The organism is Aggregatibacter segnis ATCC 33393 (assembly GCF_900476035.1).
In the GTDB taxonomy this organism is placed as follows: domain Bacteria; phylum Pseudomonadota; class Gammaproteobacteria; order Enterobacterales; family Pasteurellaceae; genus Aggregatibacter; species Aggregatibacter segnis.
This window is the reverse complement of sequence record NZ_LS483443.1, coordinates 304,303-330,926: the sequence shown is the minus strand read 5'-3', so window position 1 is coordinate 330,926 and position 26,624 is coordinate 304,303. Positions and strand designations below refer to the sequence as shown.

Genomic DNA, 26,624 nt, shown 5'->3' with positions numbered 1-26,624 from the left:
TACATTATCACCAATATTTGTCGCAAATATTGCGTGTTGATTGTGGGTCACTGAACAGCAAGCAGAGGAACCCTATGGTTTACTCCTATACCGAGAAAAAAAGAATTCGTAAAGACTTCGGCAAACGTCCGCAAGTTTTAAATATTCCCTATTTATTAACAATCCAGCTTGATTCTTTTGAAAAATTTATTCAAAGAGATCCGGATGGTCAACAAGGCTTAGAAGCCGCTTTCCGCTCTGTATTCCCAATTGTCAGTACCAATGGAAATACCGAATTACAATATGTTAGCTATAGGCTAGGTGAGCCGGTGTTTGATGTGCGTGAGTGTCAAATCCGTGGTACCACTTATGCGGCACCGTTACGTGTGAAATTACGCTTGGTTAGCTATGACAAAGATGCCGCACCTGGCACGATCAAAGATATTAAAGAACAAGAAGTTTATATGGGTGAGATCCCATTAATGACCGATAATGGTACTTTCGTGATTAACGGTACCGAGCGTGTTATCGTGTCTCAATTACATCGTAGTCCGGGTGTATTCTTTGATAGTGACAAAGGTAAAACTCACTCTTCAGGTAAAGTGCTGTATAACGCACGTATTATTCCTTACCGTGGTTCATGGTTGGATTTTGAATTTGATCCGAAAGATAACTTATATGCACGTATCGACCGTCGTCGTAAATTACCATCAACGATTATCTTGCGCGCGTTGGGTTACACCACTGAACAAATCTTAGATCTTTTCTTTGATAAAGTTGTCTTCGAAATTAAAGATAATAAATTGCTGATGAATTTAATGCCTGAACGTTTACGTGGTGAAACGGCGGCATTTGATATTGAAGCAAATGGCAAAGTGTATGTGGAACGTGGTCGTCGCATCACTGCTCGTCATATTAAAGCATTAGAAAAAGATAATATTAAACAAGTAGACGTACCAACTGAATATATTGTGGGTAAAGTTGCTGCGAAAGACTATGTCAATTTAGATACCGGCGAATTAGTTTGTGCGGCGAATATGGAGCTTTCTCTTGAGGTATTGGCGAAATTAGCACAAGCAGGCTATACCACAGTTGAAACCTTATTCACCAATGACTTGGATTACGGCCCATATATTTCCGAAACATTACGTGTTGATCCGTCTAGCGATCGTTTAAGCGCGTTAGTGGAAATTTACCGTATGATGCGTCCGGGTGAGCCACCGACAAAAGAAGCGGCAGAAGCGTTATTTGAGAATTTATTCTTCTCTTCCGACCGTTATGACTTGTCTGCGGTAGGCCGTATGAAATTCAACCGCTCTTTAGGGATTGAAGAAACCACCGGCAGTGGCACATTAAGTAACGAAGATATCGTAAGTGTCATGAAGAAATTGATCGAAATTCGTAACGGTCGTGGTGAAGTGGATGATATTGACCACTTAGGTAACCGTCGTATTCGTTCTGTGGGTGAGATGGCAGAAAACCAATTCCGTATTGGCTTAGTGCGTGTTGAGCGTGCAGTGAAAGAGCGCTTGTCTTTAGGTGATCTGGAAGCTGTGACACCACAAGATTTAATTAATGCGAAACCAATTTCTGCTGCGGTGAAAGAATTCTTTGGTTCATCTCAATTATCTCAATTTATGGACCAAAACAACCCATTATCAGAAGTTACACACAAACGCCGTATTTCTGCATTGGGACCGGGCGGTTTAACTCGTGAACGTGCAGGCTTTGAAGTGCGTGACGTCCATGCGACTCACTATGGTCGCGTGTGTCCGATTGAAACCCCTGAAGGTCCAAACATCGGTTTGATTAACTCTCTTTCCGTTTATGCGCGTACCAACGACTACGGTTTCTTAGAAACACCGTATCGTAAAGTCGTCAATGGCCAAGTGACTGAAGAAATCGAATACCTTTCTGCGATTGAAGAAGGTAAATACGTTATCGCACAGGCGAACTCAAATCTTGATGACGAGTTCCGCTTTACCGATGCGTTTGTTACCTGTCGTGGTGAACATGGTGAATCAGGTCTTTATAAACCTGAAGAAATTCACTATATGGACGTTTCTACTCAACAAGTGGTTTCTGTGGCGGCAGCTTTGATTCCATTCTTAGAGCATGACGATGCGAACCGTGCCTTGATGGGGGCGAACATGCAACGTCAAGCCGTACCAACATTACGCGCAGACAAACCATTAGTCGGTACTGGTATTGAGAAAGCAGTAGCGCTTGACTCCGGTGTTGCGGTTGTTGCAAAACGCGGTGGTACGATTCAATACGTGGACGCTTCCCGTATTGTGGTGAAAGTCAATGAAGACGAAACCGTTGCGGGCGAAGCCGGTATTGATATTTATAACTTAATCAAATATACCCGTTCTAACCAAAACACCTGTATCAACCAAATTCCTTGTGTGGAATTAGGTGAGCCGGTTGAGCGTGGTGAAATTTTGGCAGATGGTCCTTCTACCGATTTAGGTGAATTGGCGCTTGGTCAAAATATTCGCGTGGCGTTCATGCCGTGGAACGGTTATAACTTCGAAGACTCCATGTTAGTTTCCGAACGTGTGGTACAACAAGATCGTTTCACCACTATTCACATTCAAGAGCTTTCTTGTGTGGCACGTGATACCAAATTAGGTGCGGAAGAAATTACCGCAGATATTCCTAACGTCGGTGAAGCCGCATTAAGCAAATTGGACGAATCCGGTATCGTGTATATCGGTGCGGAAGTGAAGGGCGGCGATATTCTGGTCGGTAAAGTGACACCAAAAGGTGAAACCCAATTAACCCCGGAAGAAAAATTATTACGCGCGATCTTCGGTGAAAAAGCGTCTGATGTGAAAGACTCTTCTTTACGCGTACCAAACAGCGTTTCCGGTACCGTTATTGACGTACAAGTGTTTACCCGTGATGGCGTAGAAAAAGACAAACGTGCGTTAGAAATCGAAGAAATGCAATTAAAACAAGCGAAAAAAGACTTGAGCGAAGAGTTTGAGATCTTAGAAGCCGGCTTGTTTATGCGTGTCCGCAACCTCTTGTTATCCGGCGGTTTCGATGCGAAATCCTTAGATAAATTAGACCGCACTAAATGGTTGGAACAAACCTTAGATAACGAGGAAAAACAACACCAGTTAGAGCAGTTAGCGGAACAACACGAAGAATTACGCAAAGAATTTGAACGTAAATTAGAAGTTCAACGCAACAAGATTATCCAAGGCGACGATTTGGCACCGGGCGTGTTGAAAGTCGTTAAAGTGTACTTGGCGGTGAAACGTCAAATTCAACCGGGTGATAAAATGGCGGGTCGTCACGGTAACAAAGGGGTTATCTCCAAAATTAACCCTGTGGAAGACATGCCATACGATGAAAACGGTCAACCTGTTGAAATCGTATTGAACCCGCTGGGCGTTCCGTCCCGTATGAATATTGGTCAGATCTTAGAAACTCACTTAGGTTTGGCGGCAAAAGGTATCGGTGATCAAATTAATGCGATGATTAAACAACAACAATCTATCGCGAAATTGCGTGAATACATGCAGAAAGCCTATGACCTTGGCGGCGGTTCACAAAAAGTGGATCTCAGCACCTTTACAGACGAAGAAGTGATGCGTTTAGCACAAAACTTGCGTAAAGGTTTGCCGATTGCGACACCGGTATTTGACGGTGCTCATGAAAAAGAAATTAAAGGCTTATTAGAGCTTGGTGGTTTACCGACTTCCGGTCAAATTACCCTTTATGATGGTCGTACAGGTGAGAAATTCGAGCGTCCGGTAACGGTAGGTTACATGTATATGCTCAAATTGAACCACTTGGTTGATGACAAAATGCACGCGCGTTCAACCGGTTCTTATAGTCTTGTTACTCAACAACCGTTGGGTGGTAAGGCGCAATTCGGTGGTCAACGTTTCGGTGAGATGGAGGTGTGGGCACTTGAAGCTTATGGTGCGGCTTATACCTTACAAGAAATGTTAACCGTGAAATCCGATGACGTGAACGGTCGTACGAAGATGTATAAAAACATCGTCAGCGGCAACCAACAAATGGATCCGGGCACACCGGAATCTTTCAACGTAATTATGAAAGAAATCCGTTCACTTGGTATTAACATCGACTTGGACGAAGAATAAGTCAGGGTATTGACCCCCTATTGAGCCCAAGTGCGGTCGATTTTAAAAACGTTTTGAAAAACGACCGCACTTGAATAAGTTTAACTCCGACAGGAGCAAATCTGTGAAAGACTTAGTTAAGTTTTTAAAAGCACAATCAAAAACCGCTGAAGATTTTGATGTGATTAAAATCGGTTTAGCCTCACCTGACATGATCCGTTCTTGGTCATACGGTGAAGTTAAAAAGCCTGAAACAATCAACTATCGTACCTTTAAACCAGAGCGTGACGGTCTTTTCTGTGCCCGTATCTTCGGACCGGTAAAAGATTACGAATGTTTGTGCGGTAAGTACAAACGCTTAAAACACCGCGGTGTGATTTGTGAAAAATGTGGCGTAGAAGTCACTCAAACTAAAGTTCGTCGTGAACGTATGGGGCACATTGAATTGGCCTCACCGGTGGCGCACATTTGGTTCTTAAAATCCCTGCCGTCCCGTATCGGTTTATTGTTAGACATGCCGTTGCGTGATATTGAACGCGTGCTTTATTTTGAATCTTACATTGTGATCGAACCGGGTATGACCGATCTCGAGCGTGGTCAGTTGTTAACCGAAGAACAATATCTTGACGCGGAAGATCGTTGGCAAGATGAGTTCGATGCCAAAATGGGTGCAGAAGCCATTCAAGCCTTATTACGCGGTATCGATTTGGAAGCGGAATGCGAAAATTTACGCGAAGAATTACAAGAAACCAATTCCGAAACCAAACGTAAGAAAATCACTAAACGCTTAAAATTATTGGAAGCCTTCTTACAATCCGGCAACAAACCAGAATGGATGGTGATGACCGTATTACCGGTGCTTCCACCGGATTTACGTCCGTTAGTGCCGTTAGACGGCGGTCGTTTTGCGACTTCCGACTTGAACGATTTATACCGTCGTGTCATCAACCGTAACAACCGCTTAAAACGTTTATTAGATTTAATCGCACCGGATATTATCGTGCGTAACGAAAAACGTATGTTACAAGAATCCGTTGATGCGTTGTTAGACAACGGTCGTCGCGGTCGTGCAATCACCGGTTCTAACCGTCGTCCGTTAAAATCATTAGCGGATATGATTAAAGGTAAACAAGGCCGTTTCCGTCAAAACTTGTTGGGTAAACGTGTTGACTACTCCGGTCGTTCCGTAATTACCGTAGGTCCATACTTACGTTTACACCAATGTGGTTTGCCGAAGAAAATGGCATTGGAATTATTCCGTCCGTTTATCTATGCGAAATTAGAAAGCCGTGGTTATGCAACGACAATTAAAGCTGCGAAGAAAATGGTGGAGCGTGAAGACGCCATCGTTTGGGATATCTTGGCTGAAGTGATTCGTGAACACCCGATTCTATTGAACCGTGCGCCAACATTGCACCGTTTGGGTATTCAAGCATTTGAGCCGATCTTAATCGAAGGTAAAGCGATTCAATTACACCCACTTGTTTGTGCGGCGTTCAACGCGGACTTCGATGGTGACCAAATGGCGGTACACGTACCGTTAACGTTGGAAGCGCAATTAGAAGCGCGTGCGTTAATGATGTCTACGAACAACATCCTTTCTCCAGCAAACGGTGATCCGATTATCGTTCCATCACAAGACGTGGTGTTAGGTCTTTACTACATGACCCGCGAAAAAGTGAACGGTAAAGGTGAAGGCATGTTATTGCAAGACCCGCGCGAAGCAGAAAAAGCCTATCGTACCGGTCAAGCAGAATTACATTCTCGTGTGAAAGTGCGTATTACTGAGTATGTGAAAAACGAAGCCGGTGAGTTTGAATCAAAAACCACATTAACAGATACGACTATCGGTCGTGCGATTTTATGGATGATTGCACCGAAAGGTATGCCATTTAGCTTGTTTAACCAAACACTCGGTAAAAAAGCGATTTCTAAGTTAATTAACGAAAGCTATCGTCGTTTAGGTTTGAAAGCCAGTGTTATGTTTGCTGACCACATTATGTATACCGGTTTTGCTTATGCTGCCCGTTCTGGTTCTTCCGTTGGTATTGACGATATGGTCATTCCGGCGAAGAAATATGAAATTATTTCTGCAGCGGAAGAAGAAGTGGCTGAAATTCAGGAACAATTCCAATCCGGTCTTGTGACCGCCGGCGAACGTTATAACAAAGTAATCGATATTTGGGCTGCTGCCAACGAGCGTGTTGCTAAAGCCATGATGGAAAACCTTTCTACGGAAGAAGTGATTAACCGTGAAGGGAAACCGGAAAAACAAGCGTCCTTCAACAGCATCTTTATGATGGCGGATTCCGGTGCACGTGGTTCTGCAGCACAGATTCGTCAGTTAGCGGGTATGCGTGGCTTGATGGCACGTCCGGATGGTTCCATTATCGAAACCCCGATTACGGCAAACTTCCGTGAAGGTTTGAACGTTTTGCAATACTTTATTTCTACCCACGGTGCGCGTAAAGGTTTGGCGGATACCGCGTTGAAAACAGCGAACTCCGGTTACTTAACTCGTCGTTTGGTTGACGTCGCACAAGACCTCGTTATCGTAGAAGATGACTGTGGTACACACGAAGGTATCGTGATGACCCCGTTAATTGAGGGTGGCGATGAAAAAGTGCCTCTACGCGAACAAGTTTTAGGTCGTGTTGCGGCAGAAGACATCTTAAAACCAGGTACAGAAGAAGTATTAATTCCACGCAATACCTTATTAGATGAAAAATTGTGTGACGTATTAGATGCAAATTCTGTGGACAGCGTGAAGGTACGTTCTGTTGTAACCTGTAATACCGACTTTGGTGTGTGTGCAAAATGTTACGGTCGTGATTTAGCGCGCGGTCACTTGATTAACCAAGGTGAAGCCGTGGGCGTTATTGCGGCACAATCTATCGGTGAGCCGGGAACACAGTTAACCATGCGTACGTTCCACATCGGTGGTGCGGCATCTGCAGCAGCCAAAGAGTCTAGCGTACAAGTGAAAAACAACGGTACATTGCGTTTGGCCAATGCGAAATTCGTGACCAATAACGAAGGTAAATTAGTATTAACTTCTCGTAACACGGAATTAACCGTTGTGGATACCTTCGGTCGTACCAAAGAGCACTATAAAGTGCCTTACGGTGCTATTTTGAACAAAGGCGATCAGCAAGAGGTGAATGCCGGTGAAACCATTGCGAACTGGGATCCGCATACTATGCCGGTTATCTCTGAAGTGAGCGGTTTCGTAAAATTCGTGGATATCGTGGATGGTTTAACTGTTACTCGTCAAACCGACGAATTAACCGGTCTTTCTTCTATCGTGGTGCAAGACGTGGGTGAACGTGCAACAGCAGGTAAAGACTTACGTCCGGCGATTAAACTGGTTGATGACAAAGGTAACGATATTTTCGTGCCGGGTACCGATGTTGTAGCGCAATACTTCTTACCAAGTAAAGCTATCGTGACCCTAGATGACGGCGCAGAAGTGCATATCGGTGATCCGTTAGCACGTATTCCGCAAGAATCTGTGGGAACGAAAGATATTACCGGTGGTCTTCCTCGCGTGGCAGACTTGTTTGAAGCGCGTAAACCGAAAGAGCCTGCGATTTTAGCGGAAATCTCCGGTATCGTGTCCTTCGGTAAAGAAACCAAAGGTAAACGTCGCTTGTTGATTACCCCGGCAGAAGGCGAAGTGTACGAAGAAATGATTCCAAAATGGCGTCAATTGAACGTATTCGAAGGTGAAATGGTAGAACGCGGTGATTTAATCTCCGATGGCGCAGAAACGCCACATGACATCTTACGTTTACGCGGTGTACACGCGGTAACCGAATATATCGTTAACGAAGTCCAAGAAGTTTACCGCTTACAAGGGGTAAAAATTAACGATAAACACATCGAAGTTATCGTTCGCCAAATGTTGCGTAAAGCGATTGTTACCAAAGCTTATGACTCAGAATTCCTTGAAGGGGAACAAGTGGAAGTAGCTCGCGTGAAAATCGTTAACCGTAAACGTGAAGCGGAAGGCAAGCCACCGGTGGAATTTGAACGTGAATTATTGGGTATTACCAAAGCGTCCTTGGCAACTGAGTCCTTCATCTCTGCGGCATCCTTCCAAGAAACCACTCGTGTGTTAACGGAAGCAGCAGTAGCAGGTAAACGCGATGAATTACGCGGCTTGAAAGAAAACGTCATCGTGGGTCGTCTGATCCCGGCTGGTACCGGTTTTGCGTATCACCAAAATCGTCACAAAAACCCGGCAGTTATCGCTGATGAAGAGGTGCCGGTAAGATTATCGGCTGCGGATGAAGAAGAAATTGCTTCTGAATTCGTTATGACCTCTGAAGATGCTTCCGCCAGCTTAACTGAAATGTTAAACATGGTAGAAGATGACGAGCACGCGGAATAATATTCCCTCGTATAAAAACCCGAGCTAAACCTCGGGTTTTTTTATGGGCATGATTCGCTAAATAAAAAAATACCTTTTATAATGACCGCACTTTTTTCTTCTCAGAACAACAAAGTGCGGTGGAAAATTTAAGTGTTTTTCACGTATTTAAACGGGTGTCAAAAAATGAAATTAATTCAAGCTGAAGACAAGGGTTTTTGGCTTTTTACACAGGGTTCCACCATACATCTTGTTGATGGCAATCTTCCTTTTGGTTCTGCGGCTGAATTAGGTTTAACAGGGCATCATGCACTTTTTCTTGGCGAGTGGTTAGCGCAACCGTTATATCTCGTGGTGCCTCAACCGAACGATGCACGGGCGTATTTTCCCTTGCGCGATCAGCTGTCATTACCACAGGAACAATTTAATCTGCTTGCTCGTGGCGTAGAATTAAATCATTTTTACCAAACGCATCAATTTTGTGGCAAGTGCGGTGGCAAAACCGAACAAAAATCGGATGAGTGGGCAGTACAATGTCAAGTTTGCGGCTTTCGTACTTATCCTGTAATCTGCCCTTGTGTGATTGTTGCCGTTCGGCGCGGTTCGCAAATTTTGTTAGCAAATCATATGCGCCACAAAGGCGGTATGTACACGACGCTGGCAGGTTTTGTGGAAGTGGGTGAAACCTTTGAAGAGGCTGTACACCGTGAAATTTGGGAAGAAACACAGATTGAAGTGAAAAATTTACGCTATGTTGGCAATCAGCCGTGGGCATTTCCTAATTCGCAAATGGTGGGCTTTTTGGCTGATTACGCAGCAGGAGAAATTCACGTCCAACCGGAAGAAATCTATGATGCGCAGTGGTTTGATTGCGAACAGCCTTTGCCTGAATTGCCGCCACATGGCACTATTGCGCGTAAATTAATTGAAGCAACGCTTGTTTTATGTCAACAAGATAAAAATAAATCATGAGGTTTTATGAGCACATTAAAAAATGACCGTTATTTAAGAGCCCTTTTACGTCAGCCTGTGGATATGACGCCGATTTGGATGATGCGCCAAGCGGGGCGGTATTTGCCTGAATACAAAGCCACTCGTGCGCAAGCCGGTGATTTTATGTCCTTGTGTCGTAATGCGGATTTAGCTTGTGAGGTGACATTACAACCGTTGCGCCGTTATGCTTTGGATGCCGCGATTTTATTTTCCGATATTTTAACGATTCCTGATGCCATGGGGCTCGGGTTAAGCTTTGGCGCCGGTGAAGGGCCGAAATTTGAACGGGTTATCGACAGCAAAAGTGCGGTGGAAAATTTACCTATTCCGGATCCGGAACAAGAACTGCAATATGTGATGAATGCGGTGCGCACGATTCGTCGTGAATTAAATGGAGAAGTGCCCCTTATCGGCTTTTCCGGGAGTCCGTGGACATTGGCCACTTATATGGTAGAAGGCGGATCTTCGAAAGCCTTTACGAAAATTAAAAAAATGCTGTATAGCGAACCGCACTTATTACACGCCTTGTTAGATAAACTGGCAGACAGCGTGATTCTTTACTTAAATGCGCAAATTAAAGCCGGCGCCCAGGCGGTCATGGTGTTTGATACGTGGGGCGGCGTGTTGGCGCATCGTGAATATCCGGAGTTTTCCTTGCGTTATATGCACAAAATCGTAGATGGTTTGATTCGCGAGCATGAGGGGCGTCGTGTGCCGGTCACCTTATTTACCAAAGGTGGCGGATTATGGTTAGAAGCCATTGCCGACACCGGTTGTGATGCGGTAGGCTTGGATTGGACGGTGGATATCGCTAAGGCACGCCACCGTATTGGGCATAAAGTAGCATTGCAAGGCAACATGGATCCGAGCGTGCTCTATGCGCCTGCTGGCCGAATTGAAGACGAAGTGCGGTCAATTTTAGCGGCGTTTGGTGAAGGGAGCGGCCATGTATTTAACCTTGGGCATGGCATTCATCAGGACGTGCCGGAAGAAAGTCCGAAAGTGTTGGTGGATGCGGTACACCAGCTATCCAAGCCTTATCATCTCTAAAGTGCGGTAAAAATAATATGCGAAATCCGATTCATAAACGTTTAGAAAATCTCGCCACTTGGCAGCATTTAACTTTTATGGCGTGCTTGTGTGAGCGAATGTATCCCAACTACCATTTATTCTGCCAAATCACAGAACAGCCACAAAATGCCAAGGTATATCACAATATTTTGAATTTAGTGTGGGAATATTTAACGGTTAAAGATGCCAATATTAATTTTGAAAATCAGTTAGAGAAGTTAGAAAACATTATTCCCGATGTGAATGACTATGATTTTTATGGTGTCGTACCTGCGTTGGATGCCTGTGAGGGGCTTGCTGAAGTGTTGCATACGGTCATCGCCGTCGATTCATGTGTGCAAGCGGTTAAATTGAGTGAACTTTCTCTGCAAACGGTAGCCGATTTATTAGTTGAGCAAAATGGTCGTGAATTATCCGAAGCAGAATTAAAGGAAACGGAAGAAATTCAGCAGGAATTAGACGTGCAATGGCAGATTTATCGTGCATTGAAAGAAGCTGAAAAACACAACGTTGAGTTGATTTCTGATTTAAAAAATGAGTTACGCGAGGTGGGAGTTTCAAATATTTGTGTAAAAATTGACCAATAATGTGATTTTTTCCACAAATTTTAAAAATCCTGCTTTGTTTTCAAGGCAACTTAGATTAAGCTTTGCCTGCACTGACTGCAGTGATTCTGGTTTATTGAATAAGGTATCTTAAAATACTTATTCAGCCACTGTTAAATTTCTTAAAAAGAAGGTACTAATCCATGAACAAAACAGACTTAATTGATGCTATTGCAAGCGCCGCTGAGTTAAATAAAAAACAAGCTAAAGCAGCTTTAGAAGCAACTTTAGACGCAATCACCGGTAGTTTGAAAAAAGGTGAAGCTGTACAATTAATCGGTTTCGGTACATTTAAAGTAAACGCGCGTAAAGCTCGTACTGGTCGTAACCCACAAACCGGTGCAGAAATTAAAATTGCGGCTTCTAAAGTGCCTGCATTCGTTTCTGGTAAAGCATTAAAAGATGCTGTTAAATAATTAGTTCTGATATTTAATCTTCAAACCCTGTTTCTAGTGAACAGGGTTTTTTGTTGCCTATCTTTTTATTTACATCCTTTCTAAATGGCTATAAACTTTCGAACCGAAATTTAACCGGAACTATTTTGGTTTGGAAATGACTAAACGACACATTCAGCCTCGTAATACCCAACAGCGTCGCCATGGCATCATGCAATTATTGCTTGAGCGTGGAGAAGTTAGTGTTGATCAGCTTGTTCAGCTGTTTGATACCTCAGAAGTAACAATTCGTAAAGACTTAACGGTGTTAGAAAACAATGGTTTCTTAGTGCGCCGTTACGGTGGCGCGATCTTGATGCCGCAAGAACTTATTGAGGATGAACAGGAGGACTTTCTTTCGGAACGAAAGTTGTCCATTGCTAAATTGGCAGCCGAACGTATTTTAGATCACAATCGCATTATTATTGATAGCGGCACCACCACGGCAGCGTTGATTAAACAGTTGAACAACAAGCAAGGATTGGTAGTGATGACCAATTCTATGTATGTGGCGAACGAACTGCGTTCTCTAGAAAATGAACCCACCTTATTAATGACGGGGGGAACATGGGATAAGGCTTCAGAGTCTTTTCAAGGGAAAGTGGCGGAGCAAGTATTGCGTTCTTATAACTTTGACCAGCTATTTATCGGTGCTGATGGAATTGATTTTGAACGGGGAACGACAACGTTCAACGAGTTAGTTGGCTTGAGCCAAGTGATGGCAGAGGTGGCTCGCGAAGTGATTGTGATGGTGGAATCACAAAAAATAGGGCGAAAGATGCCTAACGTTGAATTGGTATGGCAACAAATTGATGTATTGATTACGGACAATTTGTTGTCGGAAGAGAGTAAAAAACGTATAGAGGCACATGGCGTGGAAGTCATTTGTGCTTAAAAGTGCGGTCGTTTTTATGAGTGTTTTTTTAATTGAATTTAGGAGAGCAAAATTTATGTGTGGAATTGTTGGTGCAGTCGCTCAACGTGATGTGGCAGAAATTTTAATTAACGGATTACATCGTCTTGAGTATCGCGGTTATGACTCTGCCGGTTTAGCGGTGGTGGATGCACAGCACGAATTACGACGTATTCGTTGTTTAGGTAAAGTTAAAGCGCTTGATGAGGCGGTAGAAAAATCGCCGATTATTGGGGGCACCGGCATTGCGCATACCCGTTGGGCAACCCATGGTGCGCCTTCAGAAGATAACGCCCATCCGCACGTTTCCGGTAATTTCGCCGTAGTGCATAACGGCATTATCGAAAATTATGAAGAATTACGGACATTGCTAAAATCCCGTGGTTATATTTTTACTTCTCAAACCGACACAGAGGTGATTGCGCATTTGGTGGAATGGGAAATGCGCAGTACAGAAAGTTTATTGGCTGCCGTACAAAATGTGGTGAAGCAACTGACCGGCGCGTATGGTATGGTCGTGATGGATCGCATGCATCCGGAACATTTAGTGGCGGCTCGTTCCGGTAGCCCATTGGTGATTGGTTTAGGGATCGGTGAAAATTTCCTTGCCTCTGATCAACTGGCATTATTGAGTGTCACCCGCCGTTTTATTTATTTAGAAGAAGGGGATATTGCGGAAATTACCCGCCGTTCTGTGGATATTTACGATCGCGATGGTAATAAAGTGGAACGGGGCATGAACGATTCCAACGCCGAAAATGATGCGGCAGAGAAAGGAAAATTCCGTCACTACATGCAAAAAGAAATTTACGAACAACCGACCGCACTGGTAAACACCATGCAAGGGCGTTTGACACATGATAATTTAGTCATTGAATCCATTGGCAATGGGGCAAAAGCGATTTTAGAAAATGTAGAACACATCCAAATCGTGGCCTGTGGTACCTCGTATAATTCTGGTATGGTGGCACGTTATTGGTTTGAAAGCTTAGCCGGCATCAGTTGCGATGTGGAAATTGCCTCCGAATTTCGCTATCGCAAGTTTGTGACCCGTCCGAACAGTTTATTGGTCACCATTTCTCAATCCGGTGAGACCGCTGATACCTTAGCGGCATTGCGCTTAGCAAAACAAAAAGGCTACATGGCTGCGATGACCATTTGTAACGTTGCCAGTTCCTCGTTGGTGCGTGAATCGGATCTTGCCTTCATGACCCGCGCCGGTGTGGAAATCGGTGTGGCGTCCACCAAAGCCTTTACGACACAGTTAGCCGCATTATTAATGTTGGTGGTCGCGGTTGGTAAAGCGAAAGGCTCGCTCTCGGCTGAGAAAGAACAGGAGATCGTGAAAGCGTTAGAAGCATTACCGGCAGAAATTGAAAAAGCACTGGCTTTTGATCAACACATTGAACAGCTTGCGGAAGATTTTGCTGAAAAGAACCATGCACTATTTTTAGGCCGAGGCGCGTTTTACCCGATAGCCATGGAAGCATCGCTAAAATTAAAAGAAATTTCTTACATTCATGCGGAAGCCTATGCCGCCGGCGAATTGAAACACGGTCCGTTAGCATTAATTGACGCCGATATGCCGGTGATTGTGGTGGCACCAAACAATGAATTACTGGAGAAAATCAAATCCAATATTGAGGAAGTTCGCGCACGCGGTGGTCAGTTGTATGTTTTTGCGGATAAAGAGGCTGGCTTTAGTGAAGCGGAAGGTATGAAAATCATCACTATGCCGACAGTAAATGATATTACTGCACCGATTTATTACACTGTGCCGATGCAATTATTGGCCTACCATATTGCCTTAATCAAAGGCACCGATGTGGATCAGCCTCGTAACTTGGCGAAAGCGGTAACAGTGGAATAATCCCGAAAAACGTTTGAAATTCTGACCGCACTTTGAATGACAAAATCAAAGTGCGGTCTTTTTTTACCTCAAATTTTAGGTAATTCTATAGCGCAGGAAACGGTAGGATTTGCGGATTGTCGGAACGAGCCACATGATGACTGCTTTTAGCAAACCGACACGTTTCCAAGCCGGAAAATCGGGCATATATTTTGCCGATATGAGTTGTAGATTATTTGCCCAGTGCTCCATTTCATGATCGTCATCACAGCCGTAATCAAATTGGGCTCGCATATGTTTTATTACGTCATGATGTTTTTTCGAATTGCGGCTCATCCAAGTGCTACCGATATCAAAAACGATTTCTCCGCCGCTAAAACGGGCGGCTAAATCTTTAAACAGTTTTTTTACCTGCGACTTAGTGAAATACATCAACACCCCTTCAATCACAAATAAAAACGAAGCGTGCGGGTATTGCGTTTGTAATGTGTCCATCCAATCCGTTTCAAAGGCTGACGCAGGCAATAAAATTTCGTTTTCCGCCGGCGGCATCATTTGCTTGCGTAATGCAATGACATCAGGCAAATCCAGTTCATAGAAAGGAATGTTTTTGCCGATATCACCAACACGCTCATGACGTGCATCCAACCCGCAGCCGACCATCACGATAATCGGTTGTTGATGGCGTTGAATAAAGTCTTTAGTCACGTTATCCAAATATGTGGCGCGAATCGCCGAACCTACGGAACTGTGTACGGCGGTATCAAATTTACTGAAATCATAATCGATTTGTGGAATCAGGCGCAGCGCCGATTCATCATGAATAATCGGATTGGGTTTTAATGATTCTCGATAACGCATATATAGCGGAATAAGCAGGGTTTCGCTGACCGCATCTTGAATTTGAAACATAGTTACTCCTTATGTTTATCCTGCTTGTTTGCAGTGGAATAAAGCTATGGCGGGCAGTACGGCGTAAACTGCCGTCGTGGGAAAGTGATTTCTCTTATTAATAGGGGTGATTATAGATGAGAATTATTCTTGATTAAAGACTGAGTAATGAAGAGTGAAAAACATTAAAAAAAAATGACCGCACTTTTTAGAGAATATCGTCAGTGAATATCCAAAAGTGCGGTGCATTTTTCGGATAAATTTTATTTTTTAAACGCGCCCAAAATTCCCCGCATAATTTGTTTGGTGATTTGGCTGCGGATGTTGCGTCCTACGGCTTTGGCGACGCCGCTGACCAGCTCTTCCGTTACGGTCAGTTGTTCACCGCGTTTTTTCGTACCGAAGATCATGCGGCTGAGGCTACCCATAATGCCGTTTTCTTTTTCTTGCTTGGCTTGTTCCGCTTGTTTTTGCGCCACGGCGGCTAAATCTGCTTGTTGGTTTAACACCTCAAAAGCAGATTCGTTATCCACATAATCTTTATAGAAGGCATACAAATCGTCGTCTTTCACCCAAGCGGTGCGTTGTTCGGCGGTAATCGGCGCTAATTGGCTTTTCGGTGGGAAAATGTAAGCAATTTCCACCGGTGTCGGCATGCCTTTTTCATCTAAGAATGAGACTAATGCCTGACCTACGCCGAGTGTTGAAATCGTTTCAACCACGTTTATGTTCGGGTTGGAACGGAAGGTTTCCGCGGCTGATTTCACAGCCTTTTGATCGCGTGGCGTAAAGGCGCGCAAGGCGTGTTGCACGCGGTTGCCTAATTGACCGAGCACGGTATCCGGCAAATCCAACGGATTTTGGGTCACGAAATAAATGCCCACACCTTTGGAACGAATCAAACGCACGACCTGTTCCACTTTATCCACCAATACGCTTGGTGCGCCGTCAAACAGCAAATGCGCTTCGTCAAAGAACATCACGAATTTCGGTTTGTCGGGATCGCCTACTTCCGGTAGCTGTTCAAATAATTCCGCCATTAACCAAAGCAAGAACGCGCTGTACATGCGTGGAGAGTTAATTAATTTTTCCGAATTAAGCACATTGATTACACCGCGACCATCACGGGTTTGTAGCCAGTCATCTAAGTTAAGCGCCGGTTCGCCGAATAAATTTGCCGCACCTTCGTTTTCTAAGGTTAATAAGGCGCGTTGAATGGCGCCTACGCTGGCGGCAGACACATTGCCATATTCCACTTGGAAGGTTTTGGCGTTTTCCGCTACATATTTCAACATGGCACGCAGGTCTTTTAGGTCGATAAGCAATAAGCCTTTGTCATCCGCCACACGGAACACGAGGTTGAGCAAGCCTTCTTGCGTCGCGTTGAGGTTTAATAAACGGGAGAGCAATAACGGCCCCATTTCGGAAATGGTGGTGCGAAGCGGAATGCCGGTTTCGCCGAACACGTCCCAGAAAGAAACAGGATAACCGCTCAAATAGCTTTCGCCGCCTAAATTGAATTGTTCAATACGCTCGGCGATTTTGCCTTGCATCGCGCCCGGCTGCACTAAGCCGGAAAGGTCGCCTTTCACATCCACTAAAAACACTGGCACGCCATCGTCACTAAAGGCTTCCGCCATTTTGCGTAACGTGACGGTTTTCCCTGTGCCGGTGGCGCCGGCGATTAAACCGTGGCGGTTCGCCATTTTCGCGGTGATACCAAGTTGTTGGTTTTGGCTAGTTTGGGCGAGTAAATATTGCATATTTTGTTGTTCCTAATTGATTGCGTATTAAGCGAGGCATGATATTTAAAAAACACAGTGCGGTCAAAAATTTCAGTGTTTTTACGTTATAATCTGCCACATTTTATTAGTTTATTAATTTATTAGTGTGATTTGGAGTGAGGTATGTCAAAAGCAGAAGTTTTAATCATAAAAATTGGGGAAGTTGCACAATTGACCTTTGCCGATGGATCGCAATATGAAAGTGCGATTCGTAAGCAGCCGGTCGCGTCGGTGAAAATTCATGCGTTGGGGGCGGAAGGCAATGATGTTGGGTTAAAAGCGCATCACGGCGGTCCGGATAAAGCCTTATTTTTTATGTCTGACGTATCTTTTCCGGCATTAAATGCCTTGTTAGGTGAAAATTTTACTTACGATAATACGGCAATTTATGGCGAAAATTTTGTGGTATCGGGATTTAATGAAGATTCTGTGTGCGTGGGCGATCGATTTAAAATCGGTTCGGTGCTATTAGAGGTATCTCAACCGCGTAAACCTTGCGAACGGTTGTCGAAAAATACCGAAAATGAAAATACGCAGAAAATTGTGCATCAATCAGGTTGGACGGGCTGGTATGTCCGCGTAATTGAAACCGGTGAGATTCACAAGGGCGATGAGATAATTTTGCAACAGCGTCCGTATCCGCAATTTACTATTCGTTATTTAAATCGTTTATTATCCGATAAACCGAGCATGGCGGAATTGAAACAAGCTCTGGCTATTGAAGAATTAGCCCCGGCATTTAAGCGTTCGTTAAATTCACAACTGATGAAATTACAAGAAAAACAGAGTTAAACATGACCGCACTTTTAGATTCAGCTTGCCCTTGTCAATCGAATAAATCTTACGGGGATTGTTGTGGACGTTTTCATACACATGCCCAATTCCCTGAAACTGCTGAGCAACTCATGCGTTCCCGCTATGCCGCTTATGTGTTGAAAAATGTGCCTTATATTGTGGAAACCACCGTGCTGAGCCAACAGAAGTTACTCAACGTACAAGCCATTCAAGCATGGGCGGAGGAAACACAATGGTTGGGATTGCAAATTTTGAACACGGAAAGCTTAACGAAAATCCAAAGTGCGGTGGAATTTAACGCCGTTTTTCAAGGTGAGGAGGGGGAACAATCTCATCATGAGCGGTCGATTTTTGTGAAAATTGACGGGCGTTGGTATTTTGTGGATCCAACGGTGCCACTGCCAACGATGAAACAACCTTGCGTGTGCGGTTCCGGCAAAAAATTTAAGCATTGTTGCGGAGGCTTTTTATGAGTGAGTGGAAAACGTTTGGTGCGATCTTTTGGCAGCGTTTTAATCAGAATAAATTAACCCAAGCCGCCGGTTATTTAACTTACAGCACCATGCTTGCCATTGTGCCGTTGATTATGGTGGTGTTTTCTATTTTCTCGGCATTTCCGGTATTTAATGAAGTAACGGGTGCGTTGAAAGAATTTATTTTCACCAATTTTGCCCCGTCAGCAAGTGACATGGTGGGTCAGTACATTGATGAATTTGTGAATAATTCCAAAAAAATGAGTGCGGTGGGGATTATCAGCTTAATTGTTGTGGCATTGATGTTGATTAATTCTATCGATCGCACGTTAAACAGTATTTGGCATGATACCGGCACGCGGCCGATTTTTACGTCTTTTGCGATTTATTGGTTGATTCTGACACTTGGCCCGCTGTTAGTCGGCGCCAGTATTGCCGCCAGCACCTATGTAAAGACCATGTTTGAGAGCGCGTCAAACTTTTCTTTTAGTTTGAAGTTGTTGAGTTTTGTGCCGTTTTTATCCACGTGGTTTATTTTTACCCTGATTTACATGGTGGTGCCGAATCAAAAAGTCAGTATTAAACATTCTGCCGCCGGTGCGCTGATTGCTGCTGTATTCTTTACCTTAGGTAAGCAAGCCTTTGCTTGGTATATCGTGACGTTCCCGTCTTATCAATTAATTTATGGCGCCATGGCCACCTTGCCCATTATGTTGTTATGGATTCAGTTAAGCTGGACGGTGGTGTTGCTCGGCGCGCAATTAGCCGCAGTGTTGGCAGAATTGCGGTCGAAAAAAATGATGAATTTAGAACAAAGTGAGGAAACAAAATGATCGCATTAATTCAGCGTGTCTCCAGTGCAAAAGTGGAAGTTGACGGTGAAATCGTTGGGCAAATTGGCAAAGGGTTGTTGGTCCTGTTAGGCGTAGAAAAGGATGATGACCGACAAAAGGCAGATAAGTTGTCGGAGAAAGTCCTGAATTATCGTGTTTTCAGCGATGCAGATGACAAAATGAATTTGAACGTACAACAAGTGGCTGGCGAAGTCTTGGTTGTGTCGCAATTTACGTTGGTGGCGGATACACAAAAAGGGCTTCGTCCGAGCTTTTCCAAAGGCGCAACACCATCGTTAGCAAACGAACTCTATGAATATTTTGCCGAAAAGTGCGGTGAAAAAGTGGAGGTGGAATGCGGCCGATTTGCAGCGGACATGCAAGTCAGTCTAGTAAATGAGGGACCGGTCACATTTTGGTTAAATAGTTAGAAATTGAGAAAATCTTTTTGAGTTTTTTGTAGAAGCGATGTTTTTTTTCTGTTAAATTGAAATTCCTTTTGTGATTAATAGAAATTTTTATTCTTCGCATAAATTTATTTTATATCAAATCATCAACGATGATTTCGTATAAATAATCATCAGAAAGAGGCTATTCTATGAATTTTAATACCTATGAAACTCTTGCTTTAGCAGGCTTTGTGCTCTTGCTAGGATACTTTTTAGTAAAACGTATTTCCCTATTAAAAAACTACAATATTCCGGAACCTGTTGTTGGCGGCTTTCTTGTCGCGATCATCTTAACGGTATTATATCAAGGTTGGGGCGTTTCTTTTACATTCGATGACAATTTGCGTTCTTCTATGATGTTAGTGTTCTTTTCATCTATTGGTTTGAGTGCTAACTTTGCCCGATTGATTAAAGGTGGAAAACCCTTAATTATTTTTGTGGTTGCCGCAGGGATTTTGATTGCATTACAAAATACAGTAGGCGTTGCCGGTTCTTTATTGCTTGGTATTGATCCTGCTTACGGTTTGATTGCCGGTTCTGTTACCTTAACCGGTGGTCATGGTACAGGTGCAGCGTGGGCCAAAACCTTCACTGAAACATTTGGCTTACAAGGTGCGACAGAGCTTGCTATGGCCTGTGCGACATTTGGTTTGGTGTCCGGTGGTATTATCGGTGGGCCGGTAGCGCGTCATTTATTGAAAAAAATGCACCGTGATGAAAGCCCGGAAAATGAAGACAATAGCGACATTCAAGAAGCGTTTGAACACCCGACTTTCCAACGTAAAATTAATACCCGTTCATTAATTGAAACCATCACTATGTTGGCGTGTTGTTTGCTTATCGGACAATTCTTAGATGCGCAAACAAAAGGCACCGCACTTGCATTACCTACTTTCGTATGGTGTTTGTTCACCGGGGTGATCATTCGTAACACCTTAACGCACATCTTCAAATTTAATGTGGCGGATGCGGCCGTTGATGTGTTAGGTAACGTTGGGTTGTCTCTATTCTTGGCTATTGCATTAATGTCTTTGAAATTATGGCAATTGGCCGGCTTGGCATTACCGGTAATGGTAATCTTAGCGGTTCAAGTTGTTTTAATGGCCGCATTTGCAATCTATGTGACTTATCGCATGATGGGGAAAGACTATGATGCGGTTGTGTTAAGTGCCGGTCACTGTGGTTTCGGTCTTGGTGCGACACCAACTGCTGTTGCAAATATGCAAGCAATTACGAGCCGTTTTGGACCATCACACAAAGCATTCTTAATCGTACCAATGGTTGGTGCATTCTTTATTGACCTGGTGAATGCCGCCGTATTGAAAGGCTTTATGGTTGTGGTGACATCCCTGCATTAATTGCTAGGTATTTAGTCATAAAAAAGAACCCTATTGAGAAATCAATGGGGTTTTTCTTTGATGGAAATTTTTTAAGTGCGGTCTATTTGAGCGAAGTTTTAGTTATCTTTAAGCAGAATATATCCTTTGCCTCTGACGGTTTTAAACCAAGGTAAGCCATTTTCTCGGCTAGGCAATTTTTTGCGTAAATTGGACATATGCATATCTATAGCACGATCAAAAGGCGTTAACAGCTTATTGAGGATCGCCACACTTAATTCTTCACGAGTCATCAATATATTCGGGCGTTTAACGAATTGGAGAAGCAACGTAAATTCAGTATGGGTTAATTCAATTGGGGTGCTACCAAAAAAAAGTTGCTGGGTTTCCGGATGGAGCGTCAATAAATCAAATTTAATTTGTTCTGATGTTGCGGAATACGGTTCGATAAAGTTGGCTTGTTGCCCGCTCCGACGCAAAAGCATTTTTATTCTGATAATCAGCTCATGAGCGTTAAAGGGTTTTACCAAATAATCATCAGCACCCAGCTCTAAGTACAGGATTCGACTCATCGCATCATTTTGGGCGTTTAAGATGATAATCGGTGTGGAATAGTGTTTCCGGATTTGTTTGAGAGTTGCGATGCCGTTCCATGTGGGAGCAATAACATCTAATAAGATAAGATCGTAAGACAGATCAAGTTGCTGTGCTATTTGATCTGTCTTTGTGATAGTGACCCGGAAACCTTCCAATGTCAGGAAGTTGGCGAGCAATTCAGATAATTCAGTATCATCATCGACAAGTAAGATTTTGGGCATAAAGAAAACCGTGTTTATGTCAATCTATATGATGAAACTTTAAGACTATTACCAGAATTTCCACCAGCTCTTTGAGGGAGCACTTGGTCCGTTGATAATCGTATTATTGACTTCTGCTTGGCCGCTATTTGGTAATGGTTTATCTAAATCGACATTAGTCACAATACCACGTTGGTCAAAGTTGACGACCAATGTATGTTGTTCCGGTGTTTCATAGGCTTTTTGTTGTAGGAAAACGTAGTACCAAGTTTGGTTGCTGTATGGATCGATGAGCACCGGTGTACCTAACAAGTACTGAACTTGCTGTGCTGTCATGCCGGTCTTAACTTGAGCCACAGTTTCTGCTTGCAAGTAGTTGCCTTGCGGCACGTCAATACGATAAACAATTTTGTTAACGCTGGAGCAGGCAGTTACGCTGAGTGCCAAAATGAGTGTGGTGAGAACAGATTTGAATTGCATTTTTGCTTTTTATCCTCTGTAAATAGTTGCAATGATCATACTGAAAGTTTAGTGCATTGCCAAATTAATTCAATGCTTTTAACCGGCGCTGTAATTGATCCCGTAAATTCGGTGGAAGCCCTTTGATGGTTAAAGTATCGGCTGCCTCATCCCAAATGATTCGCTGATCAATTAATTCGGCATCAAAGCTAATGGTAACGCCTTTGCCGGAGCCGGAAAATTTGGTCAACGATTTAAGTGCGGTGCGTACCGGCGGAATATTTTCTTCCAGGCCGTAGTTTTGTTCTTGGGTAAACGCCATAAAAGGTTGCTGGTTTAGAGTCGGCAGCTCATTGGAAAGTTCCGCTAATTCAATTTCTTCTCCACTGTTTAATTGACCTTTGCAATATTCAAATACTTGTTTTTTCACCGCTTGCGTTTGTTCTCGGTTTAATTCGCCTTGGACACAATAATCATCAACCGCTTGTAATAAGCATTGGTTTTGTACTTGCGGATTTAATCCTTCCTCCGCCCCAAGAAAATCCATAAAAAAGTCAGCGATTTTCCGTCCAACGCGACCTTTAATGAAGGTTAAATAGCGGTTTGAATTGGCATTCAGTTGTAAATCCGTCAAGTTAATCCGGGCGGCAATGTCGAATTGAGTAATATCAAGATATTCTGTACGTTGAATTTCTAACTGTTCGTTAACTAGCATACTGATTCTGCTGTCTAGTAATGCGATAAATAAATAGTCGGTGGCTAAAAAGTTGTACTGGCACAGCACCAATGTACCGTTATCGGCAAAGTTATACTTGCTTAATTCGTTGATGAGTAAATGTGTTGATTCATGACTAAAAGGCAGAAAGTCTGTTTCGTTTTCCAGTAAGCGATTTAAACTTTGTGCAAAAATAGATGATTCCTGAAAGATGCCATAGCCTTTAGCTTTATTTTGATAGCCTTGATGAAGTTGTAACATCATTTGTTCCACTTCCGGCGTGATAGCAAGTAATTGTTCCCGCAAAACAGCGGTTAATTGAGGAGAATTTTCAGCTTCTTCATTGGACTTAACGAGTTGATGAAGAATGATTTGTTTAACGGTAATGCTCATAAATTTGCCTCTAAAAAATTTCCGCTATTATAACCGCACTTTTTAACAGAACTAACAAAATATGTTAGGATTAGCGCAATTATCAGTTAATATAAACGGCATTTTAAACCGGTAAATTATCACTATGGCAATCCAATCTAAATATCAAGATAAACAAATCGATGCGATCTTAAATGACATGATTGCAGTGCTTGAGAAACATCAGGCTCCTCTAGACTTATCCTTAATTGTTCTCGGGAACATGACCACAAATTTACTTACCGGCAGCGTAGGCAAACAGCAGCAACACGTCTTAGCGCAAGCATTTTCTGACGCCTTACTCAACTCTATTAAAACAGCAAAATAATTAGCGTATGTGGACATTTAAAAGCAGGCAATATCGTGAAGAAACCTCACAGAAAATTTCTTGGGGTCACTGGTTTGCTTTTTTTAATATTCTTTGGGCTGTTTTTATTGGTGCCCGTTATGCGTTTATCATTGACTGGCCGGATACGCTATTCGGCAAAATTTACTTCTTTATCAGCTTACTTGGGCATTTTAGTTTTATTGTTTTCGCCTTTTATTTGCTGGTCATTTTCCCGCTCAGTTTCATTGTTAAAAACCACCGCACTTTTCGTGGACTGACGGTTATTCTTGCAACTATCGGCAACACTTTGTTGTTGGTGGACAGCGAAGTATTCTTGCGTTTTAACTTGCACTTGTCGTCATTAGTCTGGAATCTCTTAGTTAACCCGGAGAACGGAGAATTATCACGCAACTGGCAAAGTTTCTTTGTGCCGATGCCATTGATTTTATTGGTGCAAATGCTGTTTTCCCGCTGGTCTTGGCAAAAACTGCGTAGCTTAGAACGCCAAAAATGGCTAAAAGCAGTGGGCGTCTTTTTTGTTTGCACCTTTAGTGCAACTCACCTAATTTATGCATGGGCGGATGCCTATTTATACCGTCCAATCACCATGCAACGTTCTAATTTTCCTTTGTCTTATCCGATGACAGCACGTTCCTTTTTAGAGAAACACGGTTTCTTAGATAAAGCAGAATATGCACAACGTCTCGCACAAGAGGGGCGATTAGATGCCTTAGCCATCGACTATCCGAAAAATCCGTTAGTCTTTGCTGAGCAACAGGAAAATACCAATATTCTATTAATCACGCTGTCAGGCTTGCGCCATGATGTGATTGATGCGGAAAAAATGCCGAATTTGGCACAATTTGCAGAGAATTCGACACAATTTATCAATCATTACAGCAGTGGTAATAACAATAATACAGGGTTAGTCGGGTTGTTTTATGGTCTAAATGGAAGTTATACCGACAGCTTGCTCAGCAATAAAACGCCTTCTGTGTTAGTGGAACGTTTAACACAACAACAATATGCGCAAGGCGTGTTTTTTTCTAAAAAGATGGATGCGGGTATTTTCCGTCGTGCCATTTATCCAAAAACGAAGCTTGTTGCGGAGAATGGTAATCAGGCCGCGATTCGTTCTTTCACGCGTTGGTTGGATACCGCAAAAACGCAGAATAAACCGTTTTGGGGGCATTTAAGCTTGAATATCGAACCCAATCTTACGCAAGAGAAATATGAGCAGCAACTGGCAGATATTGATGCGTCATTGGGACAGTTGTTGCCCGAGTTAGATTTGCCAAATACCCTTGTGATTATTACTGCTGAGCATGGCTATACATTCAAAAAATTATCAGAAAAAGAAGAAACAAATTATTTTTCGCGTGATGAAGTGCAAGTACCAATGATTGTTCATTGGAATGGTTTGGCAACAGGGAAAATCTCCAAGTTAACTTCACATGTGGATTTAGTGCCGGCTTTAATGAAGCATATTTTTAAGGTAAAAAATCCAATTGCCGATTATGCTCAAGGACGAGATTTGTTTGATCTTACTTCTAGTTCGGATTGGGTTTTGGTTTCTAATTATCGTTGGAATGTGATTGTTCAACCGGATGGTACGCAATATCATATTGATAACCGCGGAAATTATGAAAAATACGACCGCACTTATCAAAAAATGTCATCCGAAAGACCGCCTTTAGGATTGTTTTTAGAAGCCTTTAGTCAGGAGCGTTCTTTTTTAGAAAAATAATGAAATAGGCGCTGACCGATAGCTAAAATCAATTATATTTTTGTAGCAGCGAGTTTTATACTAGCGCGCAATTCCATCAGGACAAATAAGATGTTATTAATTAAAAATCTGAGAATTTTTCATAACATTGTTCGTTATTTCAATGCATTATCATTGAACCTCTTTCTATTTTCAATTAATAAGCCATCCTCTTCCATGAGGATTTTTTTCTATTTGCTCCCTGCCCGTTTCCAAAACTTACTCATTACGGAGTCGTTATGACCAAAAATCACGTTCGTAGTTTTAAAACTTATATTCGGGATGAAATCATTAAAAAAGGGGGCTGGGTAAATGCTCATGCCCACGCGGATCGTGCTTTTACCATGACGCCGGAAAAAATTGGCATTTACCAAAGTTGCAATTTACAACAAAAATGGGACTTGGTAGATGAAGTAAAACGTACGTCTTCCGTGGATGATTACTATGCCCGTTTCTGCCAATCTATCGAATTAATGATTTCTCAAGGGGTAACGGCTTTCGGAACCTTTGTTGATATCGACCCGGTGTGTGAAGATCGTGCAATTATCGCGGCACATAAAGCCCGTGAAGTTTATAAACATGACATCGTATTGAAATTCGCTAACCAAACCTTAAAAGGCGTGATTGAGCCAACAGCACGTAAATGGTTTGATATTGGTTCGGAAATGGTGGATATGATTGGTGGTTTGCCGTATCGCGACGAGCTAGATTATGGTCGCGGTTTGGAAGCCATGGATATTTTGTTGGATAAGGCGAAATCTTTAGGGATTATGTGTCATGTGCATGTGGATCAATTTAACTCGCCAACCGAAATTGAAACCGAACAACTATGTGACAAAACCATTGAACATGGGATGCAAGGACGTGTCGTGGCGATTCACGGGATTTCTATCGGTTCACATTCTAAAGAGTATCGTTATCGTTTATATGAGAAAATGCGCCAAGCGCAAATGATGATGATTGCTTGCCCTATGGCGTGGATTGATAGTAATCGTAAAGAAGAACTTATGCCTTTCCATAATGCGTTAACGCCGGCTGATGAAATGATTCCGGAAGGGATTACGGTGGCGATTGGTACGGATAATATTTGTGACTACATGGTGCCCTTGTGCGAAGGGGATATGTGGCAAGAATTAAGTTTACTGGCTGCAGGTTGCCGCTTCCCTGATTTAGATGCCATGGTAAATATCGCCAGTATCAACGGTCGTAAAGTATTGGGCTTGGACTAGTTCTTCTCTGATCTCATACAAAAAATACCGAGCAATTGC

General features: G+C 43.0%; 21 protein-coding genes. 16 read left to right on the top strand and 5 right to left on the bottom strand.

Translation table 11 applies throughout. The features are described from left to right. Positions 1-74 precede the first annotated feature (74 nt). The 8 genes from rpoB (at position 75) to glmS (ending at position 14,340) form a co-directional block, all read left to right on the top strand. Positions 75-4,103, top strand: a complete 4,029-nt coding sequence (gene rpoB / locus DQN58_RS01630) for a DNA-directed RNA polymerase subunit beta (protein WP_006719669.1) — start codon at positions 75-77, stop codon at positions 4,101-4,103. A 103-nt stretch (positions 4,104-4,206) separates the two neighbouring features. Continuing rightward, positions 4,207-8,475, top strand: coding sequence for a DNA-directed RNA polymerase subunit beta' (gene rpoC / locus DQN58_RS01625; protein ID WP_006719668.1), 4,269 nt, complete (start codon positions 4,207-4,209; stop codon positions 8,473-8,475). A gap of 165 nt (positions 8,476-8,640) precedes the next feature. Continuing rightward, complete coding sequence (gene nudC, locus DQN58_RS01620) at positions 8,641-9,426, top strand: NAD(+) diphosphatase (protein WP_032998023.1); 786 nt, start codon at positions 8,641-8,643, stop codon at positions 9,424-9,426. 6 nt (positions 9,427-9,432) lie between these two features. Then, positions 9,433-10,497, top strand: a complete 1,065-nt coding sequence (hemE, locus tag DQN58_RS01615; RefSeq protein WP_006719664.1) for a uroporphyrinogen decarboxylase — start codon at positions 9,433-9,435, stop codon at positions 10,495-10,497. Between the two features lie 17 nt (positions 10,498-10,514). Beyond that, a complete protein-coding gene (locus tag DQN58_RS01610; RefSeq protein ID WP_006719662.1) occupies positions 10,515-11,105 on the top strand; it encodes a YjaG family protein in 591 nt (196 codons plus the stop codon). 161 nt (positions 11,106-11,266) lie between these two features. Then, positions 11,267-11,539, top strand: coding sequence for an HU family DNA-binding protein (locus tag DQN58_RS01605; protein WP_006719659.1), 273 nt, complete (start codon positions 11,267-11,269; stop codon positions 11,537-11,539). Positions 11,540-11,675: 136 nt separating this feature from the next. Further along, positions 11,676-12,452: a DeoR/GlpR family DNA-binding transcription regulator gene (locus DQN58_RS01600; protein WP_032998022.1), complete on the top strand. Its 777-nt coding sequence runs from the start codon at positions 11,676-11,678 to the stop codon at positions 12,450-12,452. Positions 12,453-12,507: 55 nt separating this feature from the next. Beyond that, a complete protein-coding gene (gene glmS / locus DQN58_RS01595) occupies positions 12,508-14,340 on the top strand; it encodes a glutamine--fructose-6-phosphate transaminase (isomerizing) (protein ID WP_032998021.1) in 1,833 nt (610 codons plus the stop codon). Between the two features lie 75 nt (positions 14,341-14,415). Here glmS and DQN58_RS01590 read toward each other — a convergent pair whose 3' ends face one another. Together DQN58_RS01590 and DQN58_RS01585 are read right to left on the bottom strand one after the other, a co-directional pair. Next, complete coding sequence (locus tag DQN58_RS01590; protein ID WP_006719654.1) at positions 14,416-15,231, bottom strand: class I SAM-dependent methyltransferase; 816 nt, start codon at positions 15,229-15,231, stop codon at positions 14,416-14,418. A gap of 242 nt (positions 15,232-15,473) precedes the next feature. Continuing rightward, a complete protein-coding gene (locus DQN58_RS01585) occupies positions 15,474-16,973 on the bottom strand; it encodes a helicase HerA-like C-terminal domain-containing protein (protein WP_006719652.1) in 1,500 nt (499 codons plus the stop codon). A gap of 144 nt (positions 16,974-17,117) precedes the next feature. Here DQN58_RS01585 and DQN58_RS01580 point away from each other — a divergent pair, with 144 nt between their 5' ends. From DQN58_RS01580 to gltS, 5 genes are all read left to right on the top strand, one after another. Then, entirely contained in the window at positions 17,118-17,786 is a 669-nt protein-coding gene (locus DQN58_RS01580; protein WP_006719648.1) for an MOSC domain-containing protein, read from the top strand. Positions 17,787-17,788: 2 nt separating this feature from the next. Beyond that, positions 17,789-18,262 (top strand): YchJ family protein, encoded by a 474-nt coding sequence (locus tag DQN58_RS01575; RefSeq protein ID WP_006719646.1) that lies wholly within the window; start codon positions 17,789-17,791, stop codon positions 18,260-18,262. After that, on the top strand, positions 18,259-19,095 hold the full coding sequence (locus DQN58_RS01570; RefSeq protein WP_006719644.1) for a virulence factor BrkB family protein: 837 nt from the start codon (positions 18,259-18,261) through the stop codon (positions 19,093-19,095). The genes DQN58_RS01575 and DQN58_RS01570 overlap by 4 nt, the downstream gene beginning before the upstream one ends. Further along, on the top strand, positions 19,092-19,526 hold the full coding sequence (dtd, locus tag DQN58_RS01565) for a D-aminoacyl-tRNA deacylase (RefSeq protein WP_006719642.1): 435 nt from the start codon (positions 19,092-19,094) through the stop codon (positions 19,524-19,526). The genes DQN58_RS01570 and dtd overlap by 4 nt, the downstream gene beginning before the upstream one ends. 167 nt (positions 19,527-19,693) lie before the next feature. Continuing rightward, positions 19,694-20,902 carry a sodium/glutamate symporter gene (gltS, locus tag DQN58_RS01560; RefSeq protein WP_006719641.1) on the top strand — a complete coding sequence of 403 codons (1,209 nt, stop codon included), beginning with the start codon at positions 19,694-19,696 and terminating at the stop codon, positions 20,900-20,902. Positions 20,903-21,000: 98 nt separating this feature from the next. Here the strand turns inward: gltS and DQN58_RS01555 are convergent, their stop codons facing one another. The 3 genes from DQN58_RS01555 to yejK all read right to left on the bottom strand — a co-directional run bounded on the left by DQN58_RS01555 (position 21,001) and on the right by yejK (position 23,245). Then, positions 21,001-21,699: a response regulator gene (locus DQN58_RS01555; protein ID WP_006719638.1), complete on the bottom strand. Its 699-nt coding sequence runs from the start codon at positions 21,697-21,699 to the stop codon at positions 21,001-21,003. 48 nt (positions 21,700-21,747) lie between these two features. Next, the gene (gene bamE, locus DQN58_RS01550) at positions 21,748-22,158 is read right to left on the bottom strand and encodes an outer membrane protein assembly factor BamE (RefSeq protein WP_006719637.1); all 411 of its coding nucleotides are present in this window, start codon (positions 22,156-22,158) and stop codon (positions 21,748-21,750) included. Positions 22,159-22,222: 64 nt separating this feature from the next. Further along, a complete protein-coding gene (gene yejK, locus DQN58_RS01545; RefSeq protein ID WP_006719635.1) occupies positions 22,223-23,245 on the bottom strand; it encodes a nucleoid-associated protein YejK in 1,023 nt (340 codons plus the stop codon). A gap of 124 nt (positions 23,246-23,369) precedes the next feature. Between yejK and DQN58_RS01540 the strand changes: the two genes are divergently transcribed. The 3 genes from DQN58_RS01540 to DQN58_RS01530 all read left to right on the top strand — a co-directional run bounded on the left by DQN58_RS01540 (position 23,370) and on the right by DQN58_RS01530 (position 26,585). Next, positions 23,370-23,591: a YejL family protein gene (locus DQN58_RS01540; protein WP_006719633.1), complete on the top strand. Its 222-nt coding sequence runs from the start codon at positions 23,370-23,372 to the stop codon at positions 23,589-23,591. A gap of 7 nt (positions 23,592-23,598) precedes the next feature. Continuing rightward, on the top strand, positions 23,599-25,338 hold the full coding sequence (locus DQN58_RS01535) for a DUF3413 domain-containing protein (protein ID WP_006719631.1): 1,740 nt from the start codon (positions 23,599-23,601) through the stop codon (positions 25,336-25,338). Between the two features lie 257 nt (positions 25,339-25,595). Then, the gene (locus DQN58_RS01530; RefSeq protein ID WP_006719629.1) at positions 25,596-26,585 is read left to right on the top strand and encodes an amidohydrolase family protein; all 990 of its coding nucleotides are present in this window, start codon (positions 25,596-25,598) and stop codon (positions 26,583-26,585) included. The last annotated feature ends 39 nt before the right edge of the window (positions 26,586-26,624 follow it).

What these genes read in the sequence shown, in the direction of transcription:
- DQN58_RS01555 (WP_006719638.1), bottom strand. Translation starts at nt 21,699, where the DNA reads ATGCCCAAAATCTTACTTGTCGATGATGATACTGAATTATCTGAATTG.
- glmS (WP_032998021.1), top strand. Translation starts at nt 12,508, where the DNA reads ATGTGTGGAATTGTTGGTGCAGTCGCTCAACGTGATGTGGCAGAAATT.
- DQN58_RS01535 (WP_006719631.1), top strand. Translation starts at nt 23,599, where the DNA reads ATGTGGACATTTAAAAGCAGGCAATATCGTGAAGAAACCTCACAGAAA.
- DQN58_RS01585 (WP_006719652.1), bottom strand. Translation starts at nt 16,973, where the DNA reads ATGCAATATTTACTCGCCCAAACTAGCCAAAACCAACAACTTGGTATC.
- DQN58_RS01530 (WP_006719629.1), top strand. Translation starts at nt 25,596, where the DNA reads ATGACCAAAAATCACGTTCGTAGTTTTAAAACTTATATTCGGGATGAA.
- gltS (WP_006719641.1), top strand. Translation starts at nt 19,694, where the DNA reads ATGAATTTTAATACCTATGAAACTCTTGCTTTAGCAGGCTTTGTGCTC.
- rpoB (WP_006719669.1), top strand. Translation starts at nt 75, where the DNA reads ATGGTTTACTCCTATACCGAGAAAAAAAGAATTCGTAAAGACTTCGGC.
- yejK (WP_006719635.1), bottom strand. Translation starts at nt 23,245, where the DNA reads ATGAGCATTACCGTTAAACAAATCATTCTTCATCAACTCGTTAAGTCC.
- hemE (WP_006719664.1), top strand. Translation starts at nt 9,433, where the DNA reads ATGAGCACATTAAAAAATGACCGTTATTTAAGAGCCCTTTTACGTCAG.
- DQN58_RS01610 (WP_006719662.1), top strand. Translation starts at nt 10,515, where the DNA reads ATGCGAAATCCGATTCATAAACGTTTAGAAAATCTCGCCACTTGGCAG.
- dtd (WP_006719642.1), top strand. Translation starts at nt 19,092, where the DNA reads ATGATCGCATTAATTCAGCGTGTCTCCAGTGCAAAAGTGGAAGTTGAC.
- bamE (WP_006719637.1), bottom strand. Translation starts at nt 22,158, where the DNA reads ATGCAATTCAAATCTGTTCTCACCACACTCATTTTGGCACTCAGCGTA.
- DQN58_RS01590 (WP_006719654.1), bottom strand. Translation starts at nt 15,231, where the DNA reads ATGTTTCAAATTCAAGATGCGGTCAGCGAAACCCTGCTTATTCCGCTA.
- DQN58_RS01570 (WP_006719644.1), top strand. Translation starts at nt 18,259, where the DNA reads ATGAGTGAGTGGAAAACGTTTGGTGCGATCTTTTGGCAGCGTTTTAAT.
- DQN58_RS01605 (WP_006719659.1), top strand. Translation starts at nt 11,267, where the DNA reads ATGAACAAAACAGACTTAATTGATGCTATTGCAAGCGCCGCTGAGTTA.
- DQN58_RS01540 (WP_006719633.1), top strand. Translation starts at nt 23,370, where the DNA reads ATGGCAATCCAATCTAAATATCAAGATAAACAAATCGATGCGATCTTA.
- DQN58_RS01575 (WP_006719646.1), top strand. Translation starts at nt 17,789, where the DNA reads ATGACCGCACTTTTAGATTCAGCTTGCCCTTGTCAATCGAATAAATCT.
- DQN58_RS01580 (WP_006719648.1), top strand. Translation starts at nt 17,118, where the DNA reads ATGTCAAAAGCAGAAGTTTTAATCATAAAAATTGGGGAAGTTGCACAA.
- nudC (WP_032998023.1), top strand. Translation starts at nt 8,641, where the DNA reads ATGAAATTAATTCAAGCTGAAGACAAGGGTTTTTGGCTTTTTACACAG.
- DQN58_RS01600 (WP_032998022.1), top strand. Translation starts at nt 11,676, where the DNA reads ATGACTAAACGACACATTCAGCCTCGTAATACCCAACAGCGTCGCCAT.